The organism is Arthrobacter paludis (assembly GCF_056782315.1).
On record NZ_JBXAEW010000020.1, the window covers coordinates 46050 to 64861 of the forward strand.

Annotated in this window: 16 protein-coding genes; 6 read left to right on the forward strand and 10 right to left on the reverse strand. The window is 69.9% G+C overall.

Annotation, left to right across the window (positions count from 1 at the left end):
• Positions 1-23: 23 nt before the first annotated feature.
• The 9 genes from AC1Q5D_RS15530 to AC1Q5D_RS15570 form a co-directional block, all read right to left on the reverse strand.
• Complete coding sequence (locus tag AC1Q5D_RS15530) at positions 24-2165, reverse strand: hydantoinase/oxoprolinase family protein (RefSeq protein WP_481739365.1); 2142 nt, start codon at positions 2163-2165, stop codon at positions 24-26.
• A complete protein-coding gene (locus AC1Q5D_RS15535; protein WP_481739366.1) occupies positions 2162-3952 on the reverse strand; it encodes a hydantoinase B/oxoprolinase family protein in 1791 nt (596 codons plus the stop codon). Before AC1Q5D_RS15535 ends, AC1Q5D_RS15530 begins: the two co-directional genes overlap by 4 nt.
• Before the next feature lie 165 nt (positions 3953-4117).
• Positions 4118-6439: a sulfatase-like hydrolase/transferase gene (locus AC1Q5D_RS15540; RefSeq protein ID WP_481739367.1), complete on the reverse strand. Its 2322-nt coding sequence runs from the start codon at positions 6437-6439 to the stop codon at positions 4118-4120.
• 49 nt (positions 6440-6488) lie between these two features.
• Entirely contained in the window at positions 6489-7307 is an 819-nt protein-coding gene (locus AC1Q5D_RS15545) for an ABC transporter ATP-binding protein (RefSeq protein WP_481739368.1), read from the reverse strand.
• Between the two features lie 61 nt (positions 7308-7368).
• A complete protein-coding gene (locus AC1Q5D_RS15550; protein WP_481739369.1) occupies positions 7369-8160 on the reverse strand; it encodes an ABC transporter permease in 792 nt (263 codons plus the stop codon).
• A 1-nt stretch (position 8161) separates the two neighbouring features.
• Positions 8162-8935 (reverse strand): ABC transporter permease, encoded by a 774-nt coding sequence (locus tag AC1Q5D_RS15555; RefSeq protein ID WP_481739370.1) that lies wholly within the window; start codon positions 8933-8935, stop codon positions 8162-8164.
• On the reverse strand, positions 8932-9924 hold the full coding sequence (locus tag AC1Q5D_RS15560) for an ABC transporter substrate-binding protein (protein WP_481739371.1): 993 nt from the start codon (positions 9922-9924) through the stop codon (positions 8932-8934). Before AC1Q5D_RS15560 ends, AC1Q5D_RS15555 begins: the two co-directional genes overlap by 4 nt.
• Positions 9921-10910: an ABC transporter substrate-binding protein gene (locus AC1Q5D_RS15565; protein ID WP_481739372.1), complete on the reverse strand. Its 990-nt coding sequence runs from the start codon at positions 10908-10910 to the stop codon at positions 9921-9923. Before AC1Q5D_RS15565 ends, AC1Q5D_RS15560 begins: the two co-directional genes overlap by 4 nt.
• 397 nt (positions 10911-11307) lie before the next feature.
• Complete coding sequence (locus AC1Q5D_RS15570) at positions 11308-12663, reverse strand: MFS transporter (protein WP_481739373.1); 1356 nt, start codon at positions 12661-12663, stop codon at positions 11308-11310.
• 149 nt (positions 12664-12812) lie between these two features.
• Between AC1Q5D_RS15570 and AC1Q5D_RS15575 the strand changes: the two genes are divergently transcribed.
• Both AC1Q5D_RS15575 and AC1Q5D_RS15580 read left to right on the forward strand, forming a co-directional pair.
• The gene (locus AC1Q5D_RS15575; protein ID WP_481739374.1) at positions 12813-13235 is read left to right on the forward strand and encodes an acyl-CoA thioesterase; all 423 of its coding nucleotides are present in this window, start codon (positions 12813-12815) and stop codon (positions 13233-13235) included.
• The gene (locus tag AC1Q5D_RS15580) at positions 13232-14140 is read left to right on the forward strand and encodes a PaaX family transcriptional regulator (RefSeq protein ID WP_481739375.1); all 909 of its coding nucleotides are present in this window, start codon (positions 13232-13234) and stop codon (positions 14138-14140) included. Before AC1Q5D_RS15575 ends, AC1Q5D_RS15580 begins: the two co-directional genes overlap by 4 nt.
• Before the next feature lie 130 nt (positions 14141-14270).
• Here AC1Q5D_RS15580 and AC1Q5D_RS15585 read toward each other — a convergent pair whose 3' ends face one another.
• Entirely contained in the window at positions 14271-14693 is a 423-nt protein-coding gene (locus AC1Q5D_RS15585) for a RidA family protein (protein ID WP_481739376.1), read from the reverse strand.
• A gap of 119 nt (positions 14694-14812) precedes the next feature.
• Between AC1Q5D_RS15585 and AC1Q5D_RS15590 the strand changes: the two genes are divergently transcribed.
• From AC1Q5D_RS15590 to AC1Q5D_RS15605, 4 genes are read left to right on the forward strand one after another with little or no spacing between them, the layout of a single operon-like run.
• On the forward strand, positions 14813-15688 hold the full coding sequence (locus tag AC1Q5D_RS15590) for a fumarylacetoacetate hydrolase family protein (RefSeq protein ID WP_481739377.1): 876 nt from the start codon (positions 14813-14815) through the stop codon (positions 15686-15688).
• A 17-nt stretch (positions 15689-15705) separates the two neighbouring features.
• Positions 15706-16188: a cupin domain-containing protein gene (locus AC1Q5D_RS15595; protein WP_481739378.1), complete on the forward strand. Its 483-nt coding sequence runs from the start codon at positions 15706-15708 to the stop codon at positions 16186-16188.
• A 2-nt stretch (positions 16189-16190) separates the two neighbouring features.
• The gene (locus AC1Q5D_RS15600; protein ID WP_481739379.1) at positions 16191-17105 is read left to right on the forward strand and encodes an acyl-CoA thioesterase; all 915 of its coding nucleotides are present in this window, start codon (positions 16191-16193) and stop codon (positions 17103-17105) included.
• Between the two features lie 39 nt (positions 17106-17144).
• Positions 17145-18803 (forward strand): AMP-binding protein, encoded by a 1659-nt coding sequence (locus tag AC1Q5D_RS15605; RefSeq protein ID WP_481739380.1) that lies wholly within the window; start codon positions 17145-17147, stop codon positions 18801-18803.
• The last annotated feature ends 9 nt before the right edge of the window (positions 18804-18812 follow it).

Consider the following 18812-nt stretch of genomic DNA (forward strand, 5'->3'; position numbering starts at 1 on the left):
GCCCCTGGTGTGGCGCCTTCTGGCTATCTCGCCCAGGCGACCTCTTGGACGTCCTGGTCCGCCCTCACCCGGATAGTGGGGAGCAGGTCCGCGGCCCGGTCCTTCCTGTACAGCACGAAGGATCCGGTGACGTCCACGACGAGGTCGAACTCGTCGAGAACGACCAGGCTGGTGGTCTCCATTTCCACGACCGCCGGCCCCTGCAACTGGTCCCCTGCCCCCAGGCGTCCGGCCGCGTGGACCTCGGCCTGGACCATGCGGCGCAGGTGCGGCGACCAGATCTCGCGGTGGCCCACGAGCGAACCCCCCTCCGAGTGGGGCGCCCTGGCTTCCGGGGCCCCCTGCCGGGTGGCGGCGCCGATGGCCGTGAGCCGCACGTTGAGGACTTCGATGGGCATGCTCTCGGTGTGGTACCCGAATTGCGTTTCGTGGGCTTCGTGGAACGACCGCGCCACTTCCGCGGTGTCCGGCCGCGAGAGCATGCCCGGGTCCACGGGCACGGTGATCTCGAACCACTGCCCCTTGTAGTGGAGATCGAGCTGCGGAACGAAAGAGATCTCCTCGGGGGCGACCCCTTCGCCGAGGAGGACTTCCCGTCCACGTCCCGCCATCTCCTCCCAGATGCGGGCGATGTCGGATCCGTCCATTTCGTGCAGTTTGCCGGAGACGCTTTGCACGTAGTCGTGCTTGAAATCGCACACCAGCATGCCGGCCGCGCAGAAGATCGACGATTCCCGGGGGACCACGAGGAGCGGAATCTCGAGTTCGCGGGCGATGGCTGCCGCGTGGACCGGCCCAGCGCCGCCCGCGACGACGAGGGGGAAGTCCCGGGGGTCCAGCCCGCGGCGCACGGTGACTCCCCGGACCCCTGCCGCCATGGAGACGTTGACGACGTCGTAGATTCCCGCGGCAGCATGAACGGCGTCGAGCCCCAGGGGGTTTCCGATCTGCTCCGCAATCGCGCGGCGGGCGCTCTCCACGTCCAGGTCCATGCCGCCGGTCACCCGGAAGGATTCGGGCGCGATGTACCCGAGGACGACGTCGGCGTCCGTCGTGGTCGGCCTGTCCCCGCCGCGCCCGTAGCAGATCGGGCCCGGCACCGCGCCGGCGCTCTGGGGCCCCACCCGCAGGATGCCCCCGTCATCCACGGCGGCAATCGAACCGCCGCCCGCACCGATCGTGTGGATGTCCACCATGGGCAGGGCGATGCGCCACCGGTCGATGGAGCCGTCGGTCATGACCAGGGGCCGTCCGTTGTCGACGATGGCGGCATCGAAACTCGTCCCGCCCATGTCGACGGTCAGGCATTTCGCCCAGCCGTGGGCCTGGACCTCCAGGAGGCCGGCGGTCGGCCCCGAGGCGGGGCCGGAGAGGAGGGACAGCGCCGCCCGGGCACTCAGTTCCGAGGGCGAGGCGACCCCCCCGTTGGATTGCATCAGCAGCAGGATGCCGCGGAAGCGGACGGCCTCCAGGGTCTCGGTCAGCACCCGGAGGTAGTCGCTGATGATCGGCCCCGCGTAGGAGTTGAGGACCGCGGTGCTGGTGCGGTCGTAGTATCCGGACTGGGAGATCAGGTCGCTGGAGCTGGTGATGTACACGCCCGGCAGCTCCTGGCGGAGGAGCTCGGCGGCGCGCCGTTCGTGGCTGGGGTCCGTGTAGGAGTGCATGAACGACACGGCGACCGCGTCGACCTCCGCGTCGCGGAAGGCGCGTGCGGCTTCCCTGACGTCCTCCTCGGCGAGGGGGACGACCTCGGTTCCCGCCACGTCCACGCGTCCGCGCACCGGGCGGGTCAGGTTGCGGGTCACCAGCGGCACGGGGGGCGCGTACCGGTTGTCGTAGGCCTCCTCCCGGGTCCCGTCCCGCATGGGAAGGACGTCACGGAACCCGTCGGTGGCGAGGAGGCCCACCTTGGCCCCCCGGCGGGTCAGGAGGGCGTTGGTCGTGACGGTCGTGCCGTGGACGATCGTGTCGATCCCGGCGATGAAGTCCTCGAGGTTCTCGCCCTGCCGGGCGGCGATCTCCCGCAGGCCCCGGGTGACTGCCGTCGCCGGGTCGGCCGGGACCGAACTGGTCTTGTGGACGACCCGGGTTCCGTCTTCCTCCAGGACGAGGAAGTCCGTGAAGGTGCCACCCACGTCGATGCCTATACGCCGACCCATCATGCACTTCCCTTCAGTTCACGGCGCCGCTGCACGGTCGCTGCCTTGTCGATGCCGCCGGTGTCGGAAGCCATCACGACCCCGTATGCCTGCTCGGCCTTGTCCCGGGACAGCAGCCCCGAGACGACTTCCTGCGCGACGCGTTCGGCATCGCGTTCGGTGGGATCGCCGTAGCCCGCGCCCCCGCCGCACCAGGACAGGATCCGGGTGCCCTCGGGGAGGTCAACGATCTCCTTGGACCCCCACTCCCGCGTTGTTCCGTCGGGGAACTCGATGAGGAGCCGGTTCAGGCTCGCGTCTTCGCCTCCGTCGAGACCCTTGGCCGGGGGCGGGTTCTCGGACCGGACGTCTTCCCCCATGGTCACGCCTTGGGCATTGGCGCCGTGGGAGACCCAGGCCGACCGCGTGCCGAGCCCGCCGCGCCACTGCCCGGCCCCGGCCGAGTCGGGGAGGTATTCGTGGTATTCGAGGAAGTGTGGGGACTGGAGTTCGAACTTCTCGGGGTCGGGCGACCGCATCTGGCCCGCGGTTCCGCAGAAGCCGAAGGCATCCCACCCGTCCGAGCCGCGCATCGCGCCGGGGCCGCTGCGCTGGAAAACCGTCAGCGTCACGTAGGGCTCGCCCGTCCTGGGGTCCGTGCCGTGGAGAGTGGTGGAGAGGTTCTTCGTCCACCCGGCCGTGACCCGGTCGGGCAGCGCTTCGGCGAGGGCGCCCATGATGCACTCGAGCACCTCGTCGCACATCTGGTTGCCGAAAACCGAGGCCGCCGGGAACCGGGGATTGAGCAGGGAGCCCTTTCTGAAGACGGTGTGCACCGGCTCGAAGAGGCCCTCGTTGGTGGGGATCGTGATGCCGGCGGCCGCAACGAGCATGAGGAAGCCGATGCGGACGGCCCCGGCCGCGGACGCGGGAGGCATGTTGGTGAATCCGGGGGCCTGGTCGTCGGTTTCGGAGAAGTCGAAGGTGATTTCGTCCCCTGCGATGGTGATGGTGCAGGCGATCTTGTACCGGCGCGCTGCGTCGAGCCCGTCGGAGACCATCGTGCTCGTCCCGTGGTAGACGCCGTCCGGCCACCGTGAGACCTCGGCCCGGACTTGCCGCGCCGAGCTCTCGAGCACGTACTCCATGTGCCGGTCGAACGCGTCTCGCCCGTAGCGCTGGACCACGTCCCGGAAGCGGTGGCTGCCGACTTGGCAGGCCCCGACCATCGATTTGATGTCTTCCATGACGTAGTCGAACCGGATGTTCGCCGCGACCAGGTCCCACATGTCCCGCCGCAGGACCCCGGACTCGTAGATCTTCACGGGAGGGATGCGGAAGGCTTCCTGCCACACCTCGGTCGTGTTCGGGTTGTAGCCGCCGGCCGTCATCCCGCCGATGTCGGCCAAGTGGCCCTTGGCGGCCGCCCAGCCGATGAGCCCGCCGTCGTCGAATATCGGGACGTACACGCCGGTGTCCGCGTTCTGGTTGCCGCCCGAGTAGACGTCGTTGTGGAGTATCACGTCTCCCTCGTTGATGTCGTCCCCGAAGTACTCGATGATGTACTGCAGCGGCGGGCGGGCGCCGAAGGCGATGATGGCTGCGTACTCGGCCTGCGCCAGGGTCCGTCCCTTGGCGTCGAACAGGACCGTGACCAGGTCCCCGATCTCGTTGAAGATCGGCGACCGCGATGAGCGCATGAGCAGCGTCGCCATTTCCTTGGTGATCGCGTCGAGCCGGCGCTGGAGGACCGAGGCCAGGATCGGGTCGATGGCGTTGGTGCCATGGGGAGAAGCTGCTGTGGCTGACAAGGTGGGCCTTCCAATCGAAAGAGGGAGGAACTGGCGAGTGGCTGAATCCGTGAAGTGCGTCACGCCTGCTCCGAGGTTAGTCATCCCCGTGGCGGGGCCGATGGGTGCCGTCCGGCAGGACCGGACAAGGGGGCGGCGCGCACCCCGCGCACTCCGGCGGGCGGGTTAGTCGGCGGCCTCCGCCGCGGACAGGGCGAGCTCGTCGATGAGCGCCCGCGGCGTCCGGAGGCGTCCGGGAACGTAGTGGACGCCGGCGAGGGCGCCGGTGTAGCGGAACACGCCGTGATCTTGCCGGATGTCCCAGAGCACGGGACCGCGGGCGTCCACGCCGACGCTGATCCCGGTCCACGGCGCCATGCCGGTCATCTGGGGGCAGGCGTGCACGGCGCCGGCGGGCGAGCCGTCGATGCTGAAGGAGAAGTCCCACAGGAGCGGGTCCCGGACGGCGGCGCTCATCCGAATCAAGCGGGCGCCTGCCGGCACGGCGCATACATCGTGGGACGCCTCGTCTCCGTAGGCGTTGTAGCCAAAGCGGAGGCGGCCCGCCTCGATGAACAGGAGGTATCCGCCCAGTTGGTCCCCATGGGAGACAAGGACCCCGTGGTCGTTCGGGTGGTAGCCGGCCAGCTCGACGGTGGCCGTGAAATCCCGGTACTGGACCAGTTCGAGGGAACGGAAGCGCTCTAGGGTGGGCGTGCCGCGGAGGATCCGCAGGGGCCGGCTGAGGTAGTCGTCGGACGGGCGCCTCCGCTCCCTGGCCGCAGCCCCGTCGCCCGTGGTCTCGAACAGCGGAAACACGGTGTTGTTCCAGGCCGCGGACTCCCAGGCCCTGGCCAGTTCTTCGACTTTCTCCGGGTGGGAGTCGCTCAGGTCGTGCAGCTCCGTCGGGTCGGCGCGCACGTCGAAGAGTTGCCAGCGGGCCTCGCCGACCGGGGTCGCGGGATCGTGCAGCGAGAGCAGCTTCCAGCCGTCCCGGTAGAGGCCCCGGTGGCCGCCGACTTCGCTGTACTGCTCGACGTGCGGGCTGGGGGCGCCTTCGCGCCAGTGGCGCGCCAACGACACGCCATCCATCGGCTGGACCGGGATCCCGGACCGGAACGCCGAGGCGTCGAGGCCGGCCAGGTCCAGCAGGGTAGGCGCCAGGTCGGTGACGTAGCCGTAACCATGGAGGGGAGCTTGCCGCGCCTGCAGTCCCGCGGGCCACGAAACGATGAGGGGGACGCGGACGCCTCCGCCGTACGTGTGGCCCTTGTACAGCCGGAAGGGGGTGTTGGACACCTGCGCCCAGCCCCGTGGGTAGTGGGCGCCGGCACGGCGCGTGCCGATCAGTTCCTCGGCCAGGGGAGTGTCCCCCACCCATCCCACCTCGCTCAGGCTGCGCGGGAACTGGCGCAGGTAGCTGCGCGACCCGGCCGCCCCGCCCTCGGCGGAGCCGCCGTTGTCGGAGGTGAAGACGATGATGGTGTTCTCGAGCTCCCCCAAGTCGGCCAGGAGGTCCATGATCCGGCCCGTGGACTGGTCGATGCTGTCCACCATGGCGGCGTAGACCTCCATGTAGAGCGCGAAGCGGTGCTGCTCCTCCGGGGAGAGGTCGTCCCAGGCGCCCACGTCGTACCCCGGTTCCCGGTTGCGCCCCGCGGCCCGGGTGCCGGGTGGGAACAGCCCCAGCTCGAGTTGTCGCTCGAACCGCTTGCCCCGGATGACGTCCCAGCCGGCCTCGTACTTGCCCCTGTGCTTGAGCAGGTCCACCTCCTTGGCCTGCAGGGGAGCGTGCATGGCGACATGGGCGAAGTAGAGGAAGAAGGGCTTTTCCGGTTGGTGCGCCCTGAGGCTGCGGATGTAGCTTTCGGCCTGGTCGGTGAGGTCGTCCGTGATGTAGTACTCGTCGGGCCACTGTTCGACGTCAAGTGGGGTGTTGTCGCGGACGAGCTGGTTCGGTTCGAAGAACGAATTCAGCCCCTCGAGCGAACCGTAGTAGTGGTCGAAGCCGCGTTGGCACGGCCACGACCCCTTGTCCGCGCCCGCATGCATCGCGGACTCCCGCACGAGGTGCCACTTGCCCACGGCGAACGTGGCGTACCCGCTGTCCCGGAGGGACTCGGGCAACGTCGCGATGTCGTCGCCGAATTCCACGCGCAGGCCGGGGAATCCGGGGTCGAAGTTGCTGACGTGGCCGAATCCGGCTCGGTGCGGGTTGATGCCGGTGAGCAGAGCGGCCCGCGAAGGAGAGCACAACGGCGCCGTGTGGTAATTCGTCATGGCCACGCCGTTGCGTGCCAGCGTGTTGAGCGCCGGGGTGTCCACTTCCGAACCGTAGGGTCCCGTGTCGCTGTACCCGAGGTCGTCGGCCACGATCACGATGATGTTGGGGCTGCCAGGAGGCGCCGTCCGTTCCTCCGGCCACGCCGGTTCAGCCTCGGCCGTCGTTGGGGCGATCCGCCCGGCGAAGCCCTCATAGCCGCGCGCCCCGGGGGGTACTTTACTCACGATGTCTTCCTCTCGACCGTACCGGTTCCGCCGGCTGTGACCGTCTTGGCTAGGGGGTCGCCGCCTTGATCAGTTCCATGACCCGGGTCCGCTGGACCGCGAACTCCTTCAGGGCCCGGGTGGCGATCTGGTCCCGCGGCGAGGGCAGCCGGATCTCCATCGTTTCGATCACGTGCGCCGGCTTTCCCCCGAGCACGACCACACGGTCCGACAGGTACACGGCCTCGTCGATGTCGTGGGTCACGACCAGGATCGTCATGTTGAACTCCTCCCGGAGTTTCAACGTCAGGTCCTCGAGGGAAAAGCGGGTCTGGGCGTCCACGGACGCGAAGGGCTCGTCCATGACCAGGATGTCGGGCTGATAGGCCAGGGCGCGGGCAATGGAAACCCGCTGCTGCATGCCGCCGGAAAGCTGCCACGGGTACTTCTTGCCCGCGCCGGACAGTCCCACGGCCTCCAGGGCTTCCTGGTACCTGCGCTCCATCTCCTGCCGGCCCAGCTTCATGTGCCGTAGCGGCATCTGGATGTTGCCCTTGACCGTCAGCCAAGGCATCAGCGACCGGTTGTAGTCCTGGAAGACCAGGGCGAGCTCCTCCGGCGGCCCCTCGATGGCGTGGCCGTCCACGCGGACTTCGCCGCTGGTGATCGCGTGTAGGCCCGCCAGGGACTTGAGCAGTGTGGTCTTGCCGACCCCAGAGGGGCCGACAATGCAGACCAGTTCCCCCCGCCGGACCTCGAGTGTCAGCCCTTGCAGGATCGTGGTCGCCTTGTCCCCGGAGCCGTAGGCCTTGGTGACGTTGTCAACCTCCAGGACCGGCACTTCATGCTCTGTCGTGGCCGGGGGCTGCTGGTCTGCCGCGTCAGTCATGGCCTCTCCATAAAGAGTCATCTTTTCGTCTCCCTTGCTTGGGCGTTGTGTCATAAGGCGATCAGTGGGAAAGCGCGGTCTGCTTGGCACCGTCGTACCAGGCGAGGACCCGGTTCCGCACGGCAGTCAGGGCCAGATTGGCCAGGTACCCGATGATCCCTAGCAACAGGATCCCGGCCCACATGTCCGCGCTGCTGAAGGTCTGTTGCGCCAGCAGCGTCATTGCCCCGATGCCTTGGGACGCCCCGAGCATCTCGGAGGCGATCATGACAATGAAGGAGAACTGCAGACTGACCTGGAGGCCGGAGAAGATCTGCGGAGCGGCCGCCGGCAGGTAGACGCGCCCCAGGCATTCGGCCTGCGTGAACCGGTAGACGCGGCTGACCTCCCTCACCTGCGGGTCGATGGCCCGCAACCCGTCTAGGGTCGCGATGAGCGTCGGCGGCATGGCCGCCAACACGATGGTGGTCAACCGGACTTCGTTGCCGAACCCGAGCACGGCGACAAACAGGGGGATCACCGCCACGATGGGGATGGCGCGGTAGAAGTTCACCAATGGGTAGAGCATCTCCCGCAGCGGGGTGATCAGCGCGAAGACCGTCCCGAGGACAATGCCCAGCAGGGCCGACGCGAGGAACCCGACCAGGAGGTTTCCCACACTGGGGAGGATGTCCGTGGGCAGGTGGGCAAAGATCCACAGGTCCTGGAAGCGCCCCACGATGTCTGAGAGGGGAGGGAAGTAGGCGCTGCTGGAATTTGCGGACACGGTCCACCAGAGGACCACCAGCGCCACGGGGACGCCGTACTCGACCGCCGTCAGCAGCGGCTTGCCGATCAGTCTGTTGCTGCTCACGTCAAACTCCCGTCCGGTAGGAGGTGTGCCAGTGCAAGAGCCACCTTTCGACCCGGTGCTCCAGGAACTGCACCGCCAGGCCCAGGAAACCGAGGACCACCACCAGGGCATACAGGTAGTCGTATTGCCCGGCGCCCATGGCCAGGAAGATGTCCCTGCCGAGGCCAGGGCCGCCACCCAGCAGGCCGGCGACGACGGCGACGATCAAGGCCGTTGGCATCGCAATGCGCAGGGCGGTCCCGATGAATGCCGAGGCGCTGGGGAAAACGATCCGGTAGAGGATCTCCGCCCTTCCCATGCCGTACGACCTGCCCGTTTCCACCGCCACCGGGTCGACTTCCTTCACGCCTGTCGCCGTCTGATAGATGATCGGCATGACGCAGCCGTAGAAGATGAGGAAGATCGCCATGTCGGACGTCGGCCCGAGGACCAGGATGACGCTCGGCATGATCACGATGGGCGGGATGGGCTTCAGGAACTCCAGCGGGACGCGGGTGGCGCGCCCCAGCAGCCTGGACCAGCCGACCAGGATCCCGAGTGGGACTCCCACCGCGATGGCCCATCCGAAGCCCTGCCCGGCGACGACCAGTGTGTCGCCCACCGACTCCCAGAAGGCCGCTGTTGTGAAGGCCTCGGCCAGCGCTGTCCCCGTCTGGACGGGAGAGGCGATCGCGGCTCCCGTCGACGCTAGGGCCCCCAGCTGCCACACCACGAGGGCGACCGCGACTCCGGCCACTCCCAGGGCCAGGCTCCTGCGGCTTCCCTGCAGGTTCACTGTTCCATTCCCACGATGTTGTCCTTGAGTTCCACCTCGTGGGAGAGGTAGCCCAGGTCCAGGAGCTTGTCGTGCGTCCGCTCCAGGTCTTCCGGGTTGAGGACGGGCGGGAAGTAGTTGAATCCCGGGGAAGCGGCGATTGTCTCGACATCGATGCCGGTGAGCTCCGCCGCACGTTCCATCGTCTCTTCCCGGTGTTCGTTGGCGTACTCATGACTCTTCTTGATGGCGCGCTGCAGGGCCATGATCAGTTCCTTGTCCTCGGATGCCTCGGGGCCGGCCACCCAGACGTTCGTCGGTCCTTGCTCGTAGAAGTCGGCCCCCGGCTGCACCAGTAGTTCGGCGCCGGCATTTGCGGCCTGCACCGTAAATGGCATGGGCAGGCCGGCGGCTGCCACGCGTCCGTCCGTCAAGGCGGCGACCTGGGACCCGAAATCGAGAACGACCCACTGGACCTTGGCTGGGTCACCTCCGTCCTTGCGGACAGCGTTGGCGACGAGGACCTCGAAGACGGCCTTGCGGGAGGGAACGGCGACCTTCTTGCCCTCGAGGTCGCGAGGACGCCCGATGCCCGCCTCGGGATCGACGTAGATGCCGATCGTGTCGAACTCGGCCATGTCCTCGACATCCGCCGGATAGCCGCTGTCGGGGGCGAACGCGGTGAGGGGGATCCCCTGGTCGATGGCGTTGATCATGGGGATGGTCGGAACGGACCCGGCGGTGACCTGGTTACTTTGGACGGCCGCAATGATCGCGGGCGGGGTCCCCAGGCCCTTGTGCTCCACGGCGAGGCCTTCTTCTTCGAAGAATCCCTGTTCCATCCCCAGGGAAACCGCCGCGGCGGCTGCGGTCCCGTCGTGCGCAAGGGTGACGGTTCGGAGGCCGTCCTCACCCCCCGCGGACGATGTCGATCCCGACGAGCCGCACGCGGTCAGGGCCAGGGCGCCGGTCAACCCCAGCGCGAGCAGGACGCTACGGACGCCTTTCACGATGCACCAACCTCAGCCGGGGCCGCCTCCGCCGTGCGCACCTTGCTCGCAAGGTCAACCGGCTTCTTGAGGAAGCCGAGCTCGCGCATCTTTTCGGCGGCGCGTTCGAAGTCCTCGAGCCGCAGGTCCACGGGGTAGAAGTTGAAGCCCCGGGCCTCACGGAACATCTGTTCCTCGATGCCGGTGAGCTCGGCGGCCTTGGCCATGGCCTCGTCCCGGTGCTCGTTGGCGTAGGCGTTCGACTTCTGGATGGCGCGCTGGAGCTTAATGAGCAGGTCGCTGTCCGCCGCCACTTCCGGGCTGGCGATCCAGGAGGTCAGAGGCCCTTCTTCGTAGAAATCGATGGCCGGCCCCATGAGCAGCGTGGCTCCGGATTCGGCGGCCTCTGCCGTGAAGGGCAGTGAGAGCCCGGCAGCCTCGACCTTGCCGTCGACCAGCGCGGATACCTGCGAACCGAAGTCGAGGACAATCCACCGGACCTTTGACGGGTCCCCGCCGTCGCTGCGGATCGCGTCACTAATCAGGATCTCCATCACGGCACCCCGGGCGGGGACCGCGACCTGGCGCCCCTCCAGCTCGGCTGGTCTCGTGACATCGGAGTCCGGCGCCACATAGAGGCTGAGCTGGTCGTACTGCTCCAGGTCATCGGAGCCCCGTGGATAGCCGCTGCCCGACATGAATGGCGTGATTTTGATGCCTTGGGACATGGCGGTGATGGCCGGCAGCGTGGGAATCGACCCGACGTCGACCTGGCCGCTTTGGACGGACGCCACCGTGGCCGGGGGCGCGCCGACCGTCAGGTACTCCACTTCGAGGCCCTCGTCCTCGAAGAACCCTTGTTCGATGCCCAGCCCCACCGCGGCCCCGTCGGCCGTGCCGTCGTGGGCGATGGTGACCTTTTCGAGTCCGTCGGGAGCGCTCGCCGCGCTCGATGTGCTGGAGCAGCCGGTGATTGCCAGCGTTCCCGCCGCAACGATCGCCGCCAATGGATGCCGCCATCCTTGCCTTCTCCGTGCGGGCTGGGGGATCAAGCGTGAGGGGGTCCATCGCGGGCTAGTCATGGCGGGATTCCTTTCCGACGGCTTGCTTAACGGCGTTCGGCGGCGGGAGCGACCCGTCGACATCTTGGTCGACGGCGGGTCGCCGCCTGTGGTGTTTTAACGGGTTGCCGTTCACCGCAGCGGTCGATCTCGTTTCCGGCGAGCAGTGAGAGCTGGCGTGGTCTGCCCACCCTAGAAGTCCGCCGGACTCAACGAGGATATGGTGTCCGGAAGAGCCGGACACGAATATGACGCACTTCACAAATGACCGTGACGAGCTGGCCGGAAAACTCAGGAGGCCGGGCCCGCTCAGCGCGGACCCGGCCTCCTGCGTCTGTTGCCGCTACGCCTCCGTGGCGGCGACCGGCTCCTCCTCCGGAGCGGACGGCGCGGCGGCGGGCGCGGGCTTCGGGATCAGCGCCACGAACAGCGCCGCGAGCGCCCCGATGGCGGCGAAGACGACGAAGTTCCAGTGGAACGGCAGCTGCATGGAGCCGATCCACCCGCCGATCAGCGGACCGGTGATGGCGCCGATCCGGGCGAAGGACAGGGCCCAGCCGGTGGCGGTGCCGCGCGCGAACGCCGGGTAGTAGTCGGCGACCCAGCCGGTGAGCACCAGCGAGGTGGAGATCGAGCCGATGCCGGCCAGCGCGACGAACAGGTAGTTCACGGCGAGGTTGCCCGGGAACATCAGCATGAGGATCCCGGCCGCGCCGACGAGGTAGAAGGACACCAGGACGGCCTTCTTGCCGTGGCGGTCCGCGATGCGCCCGATGAGCAGGCCGCCCGCGGCCGAGGACAGCGCGAACACCAGCAGGAAGCCCAGCGAGGGACCGAGGTCGTAGCCGGCCTGCTTCATGATGGCCGGCAGCCAGGTGTTCAGTCCGTAGACCAGCAGCAGGCCGCAGAACAGCGACACCCAGAACCCGATCGTGGCCACCAGATAGCGGCCCGTGAACATGGCCCCCATGATGGAGCGCCACGTGTGCCCGGCCGCGGGGTCGGCGGCCTGCGGCATCCAGTCGGCCTCGCGGAACGGGCGGATGCCCAGCTTCTCCGCGTGGCGGGCCGCCTCCGCGCCGCGCCCGCGCGTCAGCAGCGACTCGATGGACTCGGGCAGCGCCCACGCGAGGATCGGAACCAGCAGTATCGGCACGCCGCCGACCGCGACCACCGCACGCCAGCCCAGGTCCGGCAGCAGCGACATCGCCACGAGCGCCGCGGCGACGATGCCCAGCGAGTAGCCCGAGTACATCAGGCCGTAGTTGTAGGAGCGGCGGTTCGGCCGCGAGAACTCGATGGTCAGTGCCGCGGCCACGGGGATCACGCCGCCCATGCCGAGCCCGCCGATGAGCCGGAAGACGCCGAACAGCTCCGGCGTGGGCGCCCACGCGGCCCCGAACTGGGAGAGCGAGAACAGGAGCACGGACACCAGCAGCATCCGCTTGCGGCCGAGCCGGTCCGACAGCGAGCCGATGGCCATCGCGCCGAGCAGCATGCCGACCAGCGCGTAGGAGCCCAGGGCGCCGAGCTCGAGCGGGCTGAGCGACCAGGCGCGGTCCTCGGCCAGCGCGGGCAGGACGGCCCCGAGGACGCCGACGTCGTACCCCTCGGCGAGGATGGCGAGCCAGCAGCAGAACAGGATGCGGCGGGTGGCGCGCGCCGGGACCGGCCACGCGGTGGGTGCACTCGGTGTCATTCTGGAGTTCCAATCCGGGATGGAGTGATGGGTGACAGGCGTCACACCAGACGTGAGCATATTCTTGGATATTTGCGCGCGTCAAGATTTCGATATATTAGGACGACGGCGGCGCCCCCGCACGGGGCGCCCAGGGACGGGAGGCAGCCATGGCGGGACACCGGGGGCCGGAAGCGGCGATCGAACGCGTCGTCGAGTGGGCGGATACGGACGCCGCGGGCCACCACCACAACTCGGCCATTATCCGCTGGGTCGAGGCCGCCGAGGCGCGCCTCATGCGCGACATCGGCCTGCCGGACTACTTCTCGGTGGCCCCTCGCGTGCAGCAGGTGCTCAACTTCCGCGGCAAGCTCTGGTTCGGACAGCACGTGACCGCGACCGTGTGGGTCGAACGGGTGGGCCGGACCTCCCTGACGCTGGGCTTCGAGGTCGTCGGGCAGCCGTGCGGGCAGTCGCCCGGCGGGATCGCCGCCGAGGGGACCATCACCACCGCGCACGTGCCGGCCGGCGCCGAGCGGTCCGCCCCCTGGCCGGACGCGATGCGGGCCGTCCTCGAGGGGGCCGGCCGGTGAGCGCCCCCGCGACGACGCGCCCCGGCGCCACCGGGATCGACATCCCCGCGCCGACCGTGCGCCACCAGCAGCTGATCGTCACCCTCTACGGCCTGTACTGCCGCGAGCCGGGCAGCGCCCTGCCGGTCGCCGCGCTCATCGCGCTGCTCGGCGACCTGGGGTACGACGCGCCGGGAGTCCGCTCGGCCGTGTCGCGGCTGAAGTCCAAGGGCGTCCTGCACAGCACCCGCGTCGGCGGGACCGCCGGCTACGAGCTGTCCGAGTCGCTGCGCACCGTCTTCGCCGAGGGCGACCAGCGGATCTTCTCCGAGCGCCGCGACGACACGACCCACGACTGGCTGCTCGCGCTCTTCTCCGTGCCCGAGTCCCAGCGGCACCTGCGGCACCGGCTGCGCACCCTGCTCACCGGCCTGGGGTTCGGCACCGTGGCCTCCGGTGTGTGGATCGCCTCGGCCCGCGTCGTCGACCGGGCCCGCGAGCGCCTCGCCGACGAGGGGCTGGAGGGGTTCGTCGAGTTCTTCCGCGGCGACTACCTCTTCGCCGGCGACGTGCGCGCCAAGGTCGCCGAGTGGTGGGACCTGGGCGCCATCGACGAGCTCGTGGGGGAGTTCCTCGACGCCTACGGGGACGCGGACCGGGTGTGGGGCGCCGCCGTCGGCAAGGACCCGGCGCAGGCCCTGCGCGCGGCCGACGACGCCACCTGCCTGGACGCGTTCCGCTACTACGTGCCGATGCTGACGCTCTGGCGCCGCCTGCCATACCGCGACCCGAACCTGCCCCTGGCCTACCTGCCCGAGGGGTGGCGCGAGCCCGACGCGCGCCGCGCCTTCGTGCGCACCCACCGGCTCATCGCGCCGCTGGCGGCCCGCCACGCCCAGCGTGTCATCGCCGGCCACCGCCCGTAGCGGGCGGACGACGGCGGCGTCCGGGGGAGCGGGGTCGCCCCACCGGCGAGCCGGCCGCGCGCGCACAAAAGGGCGGCGGCCCCGGATCCTTTAGGGTCCGGGGCCGCCGCCTCGTTCTTGCCTTCTGGCGCTACTCGGCGCGGTCCTGGATGACGGCGATGCCCTGGATCTCGATCAGGGCCTCCTTCTGCCACAGGCGGGTGACGCCGATGCCGGCCATCGCCGGGTACTCGGACCCGGCCATCTCGCGCCACAGCCTGCCGATCTCGCGGCCGTGGGCCATGTAGTCGTCGACGTCGGTCAGGTAGATCGTCACGCTGACCAGGTCCTCCGGGCGGCCGCCGGCCTCGCGCAGGGTCTCGAGCACGTTGGAGAAGGCCTGCCGGAACTGCTCGACGATGCCGCCCGGGACGATGTTCATGTCCTTGTCCAGGGCCGTCTGGCCGCCGAGGAACACGGTGTTCCCCGCGAGGATCCCGTGCGCGTAGCCCGAGGGCTTCGGCAGGGAGGCCGGGTTGATGGTGCGGTTCGCGTTCGCGGTCTGGGTGGTCATGTCCCCTCCTGAAAATTGTCCGCCTGTGGTCTGTTGCACATCCGTGCGGCCGTGCTACGTTGATCGTAAGTTACGACCGTAAAAAAGTCGACATATCGAAAACCACCGAAGGAGCACCGATGAAGCTGGCCACCCTGCGCACCGCCGACGGCACCACCGCCGCCGTCGCGGTCGACGGCGGCTACCTGCCGCTCGACGCCGCCGACGCCGGGGCGCTGCTCGCGGACGCCGGCTGGCGGGACCGCGCCGAGGCGGCCCTGCGCGGGCACGCGGCCGGCGACGGCCCCGCCGTCGTCCCCGCCGCGGACGCCGACCTGGCGCCCGCCGTGGCCCGGCCCCGCAAGATCGTGTGCTGCGGTCTCAACTACGCGGACCACATCCTGGAGATGGGCCGCGAGCTGCCCGAGCACCCGACCCTGTTCGCGAAGTTCGCGGACACCCTGGCCGGCGCCCGCGACCGCATCGAGGCCGCCGGCAGCGGCAAGGTCGACTGGGAGGCCGAGCTCGCCGTCGTCGTCGGCCGCGAACTGCGCGGCGCGACCGAGGAGGAGGCGGCCGAGGCCATCGCCGGCTACACGGTCGCCAACGACGTCTCCATGCGCGACTGGCAGCACCGCACCCTGCAGTGGCTGCAGGGCAAGGCGTTCGACGCGACCACCCCGCTGGGCCCCGTCGTCGCCACCGCCGACGAGTTCGGGCCCGAGCCCGGGTTCGAGGTCCGCGGCTACGTCAACGGCGAGCTCGTCCAGCGCGGGAACACCGCGACCCTGGTCTTCGGCCCGGCCCGGCTGCTCGCCTACGTCTCCGCCTTCACCACGCTGCGCCCCGGCGACGTCATCCTCACCGGCACCCCCGGCGGCGTCGGCGCCGGCATGCAGCCGCCCCGCTTCCTGGCCGACGGCGACGTCCTGGCCACCGAGATCGACGGCATCGGCCGCCTCGAGAACACCATCACCCTCGTCCCGGCCGCGGCGCCCGCCGCCGCCCGGGCCTGACCGACAAGGAGACCGGCATGACCACCAACACCACCGAGTACCGCCTCGAGGGCGACAACAGCGTCTACGCGTCCGCGGACGGCAAGGTCGTCCCCGTCGTCACCCGCGCCGGGTCCGAGGACACCAACACGGCCCAGTCCGGGGACTGCGTCCGCGTCTCCGGCGTCTCGATCCAGCACACCCCGGCGACGAAGATCTGGTTCGGCCAGGTGTCCAACGTCCCCGGGTACCGCTCGCTGCCGCACCACCACGGCGAGGCCGAGACCGGCGGCTACGTCCTGCGCGGGCACGGCCGGATCTACTTCGGCGAAGGCTACTCCGAGTACATCGACATGAAGGCCGGCGACTGGGTGTTCGTCCCGCCGTTCATGCCCCACGTCGAGGCCAACATGTCCGTCACCGAGGAGCTGGTGTGGCTGACCGCCCGCACGCCGGAGAACCTCGTCGTCAACCTCGAGGACGTCCCGGACGAGACCCTCGCCGACTACCGGAGGGCCTAGCCGTGCAGACCACCACCACCCAGCCCGGGATCCTGGCCCCGGACACGTCCGCGACGTTCCTGCGCGCGATCGAGCTGACGGCCGTCGACGGCCCGGCCGACGCGTCCTTCGAGGCGACCACCCAGTACGTGCCCTGGCCCAAGGCGTACGGCGGGGACATGGTCGCCCAGGCCACCGCCGCCATGCAGGCGACCGTCGGGGCCGACCGCAACCTGCACTCGATGCACAGCTACTTCATGCGCCCCGTCGACATCGGCGCCCCCGTCCGCTACGACGTCGAGACCCTCCGCGACGGCCGCGGCTACTCGACCCGCAGCGTCCGCGGCGTCCAGGGCGGCAAGACCGCGTTCACCGCCATCGGCTCCTTCCACGTCCCGGAGGAGGGCCCGGACTTCCAGCAGGAGGCCCCGGCCGCCGCCGCGGCGCTCGACCCCGAGTCGCTCGCCAGCGCCGCGCAGGCGCTGGAGGGGGCCGACGGCGGTGCCGCGGAGTACTGGGCCCACGGCCGCAGCTTCGACATGCGCCACGTCCCCGGACCCGTGTACCTGTCCACCGACGGCGGGACGGCCCCGGCGCAGGCCGTGTGGGTCAAGGCGTTCGACGCCCTGCCGGACGCCGCCGACGCGAAGGCGACGGCCGACCTGCACCGCACCGCCCTGGCCTACGTGTGCGACTACACGATCCTCGAGACGCTGCTGCGCGTGCGCGGGCTGCACTGGTCCAGCCCCGGCCTGGCGACGGCGAGCCTGGACCACTCCATGTGGTTCCACCGCGAGGGCCGCGCCGACGAGTGGGTCCTCTACGCGCAGGACGCCGTGTCCGGGCAGAGCAACCGCGGCCTGGCGCTGGGCCGGTTCTTCGACCGGTCCGGCCGCCTGCTCGCCACCGTCGCCCAAGAGGGCATGATCCGCGGCTAAGGCCGCCCCCGACCAACCCACCCCACGAAAGGAACGGCCATGCAGCTGACGCCATCGGCCCACGTGGACACCTTCACCCGCGACCACCTCCCCCCGCAGGAACTGTGGCCCACCCTGGAGTTCACGCTCCCGGAGCTGGACTACCCGGAGCGCCTCAACGCGGCCACGAAGCTCATCGACGAGCCGACGGCCCGCCACGGCGCCGACCGGCCCGCGCTGCTCACCCCGGACGGCGGCGTGTGGACGTACGGGCAGCTGCTCGAGCGCTCCAACCAGGTCGCCCGGGTCCTCACGGAGGACCACGGGGTCGTGCCCGGGAACCGGGTGCTGCTGCGCGGCCCCAACAACCCGTGGCTGGTCGCCGCGTGGCTGGGCGTGCTGAAGGCCGGCGCCGTCGCCGTCACCACCATGCCGATGCTGCGCTCCACCGAGGTCGGGACGCTCATCCGGCTCACCCGGCCGACGCTGGCCATCACCGACCACCGGTTCGCAGCGGAGATGGACGACGCCGCGGGCCCCGCGGGGCTGCCGGTGCTCCCCTACGGGGGCGAGGCCGGGGACGACCTGGTCCGCGCCGCCGCCGGCAAGCCCGGCACGTTCGAGAACGTGCCGACGGCGGCCGACGACGTCGCCCTCCTCGGGCCCACGTCCGGGACGACCGGCGTGCCCAAGGTGACCATGCACTTCCACCGCGACATCCTCGCCAACGCGGACACGTTCTCCCGGCACATCCTCAAGCCGACGCCGGACGACGTCTTCGCGGGCTCACCGCCCCTGGCGTTCACGTTCGGCCTCGGCGGGCTCGTGGTCTTCCCGCTCTACGCGGGCGCCGCCAGCCTGCTCACCGAGCGGGCGGCGCCCGTCGAGCTGGCCGAGCGGGCCGCCGAGGCCGGCGCGACGGTCCTGTTCACCGCCCCGACCGCCTACCGGGCCATCCTCAAGGAGGGCCGGGCGGACCTGCTCTCCCGCCTGCGCGTCGGCGTCTCGGCCGGCGAGCACCTGCCGAAGGAGACCTGGGAGGCCGTCTACGACGCGTCCGGGCTGCGGCTGGTCAACGGGATCGGCGCCACGGAGATGCTCCACGTGTTCATCTCCGCCGCCGGCGACGACATCCGCCCCGGCGCCGTCGGGACCCCGGTCCCCGGGTTCCGGGCCACCATCCTCGACGCGGACGGCAACGAGGCCCCCGACGGGGAGCCCGGCCGGCTCGCGGTCATCGGCCCCACCGGCTGCCGGTACCTCGACGACGAGCGGCAGCGCAACTACGTCGTCGACGGCTGGAACGTCACCGGCGACACGTTCGTCCGCGAGGCCGACGGCTACTACGTGTACCAGGCGCGCTCGGACAACATGATCGTCTCCTCCGGCTACAACATCGGCGCCCCCGAGGTCGAGGCCGCGATCGACCAGCACCCCGACGTGCTGGAGAACGCCGTCGTCGCCAAGCCGGACCCGGAGCGCGGCAGCGTCGTCTGCGCGTTCGTGGTCCTGCGCGAGGGCGTCGAGGGCGACTCCGCCAAGCGCCGGGAGCTCCAGGACTTCGTCAAGGCGACCATCGCCCCCTACAAGTACCCGCGGGACGTCCGGTTCGTCGACGAACTGCCCCGCAACCCCAGCGGGAAGCTGCAGCACTTCCGGCTGCGGGAGGCCCTCAAGCAGGACGACGACTCGGAACTGGCCGGCGCGGGCCGGGCCTAGGAAGGAAAC

Coding starts and splice junctions, on each gene's coding strand:
- AC1Q5D_RS15575 (WP_481739374.1), top strand. CDS start 12,813: ATGGCGGGACACCGGGGGCCGGAAGCGGCGATCGAACGCGTCGTCGAG.
- AC1Q5D_RS15530 (WP_481739365.1), bottom strand. CDS start 2,165: ATGATGGGTCGGCGTATAGGCATCGACGTGGGTGGCACCTTCACGGAC.
- AC1Q5D_RS15595 (WP_481739378.1), top strand. CDS start 15,706: ATGACCACCAACACCACCGAGTACCGCCTCGAGGGCGACAACAGCGTC.
- AC1Q5D_RS15585 (WP_481739376.1), bottom strand. CDS start 14,693: ATGACCACCCAGACCGCGAACGCGAACCGCACCATCAACCCGGCCTCC.
- AC1Q5D_RS15605 (WP_481739380.1), top strand. CDS start 17,145: ATGCAGCTGACGCCATCGGCCCACGTGGACACCTTCACCCGCGACCAC.
- AC1Q5D_RS15590 (WP_481739377.1), top strand. CDS start 14,813: ATGAAGCTGGCCACCCTGCGCACCGCCGACGGCACCACCGCCGCCGTC.
- AC1Q5D_RS15570 (WP_481739373.1), bottom strand. CDS start 12,663: ATGACACCGAGTGCACCCACCGCGTGGCCGGTCCCGGCGCGCGCCACC.
- AC1Q5D_RS15545 (WP_481739368.1), bottom strand. CDS start 7,307: ATGACTGACGCGGCAGACCAGCAGCCCCCGGCCACGACAGAGCATGAA.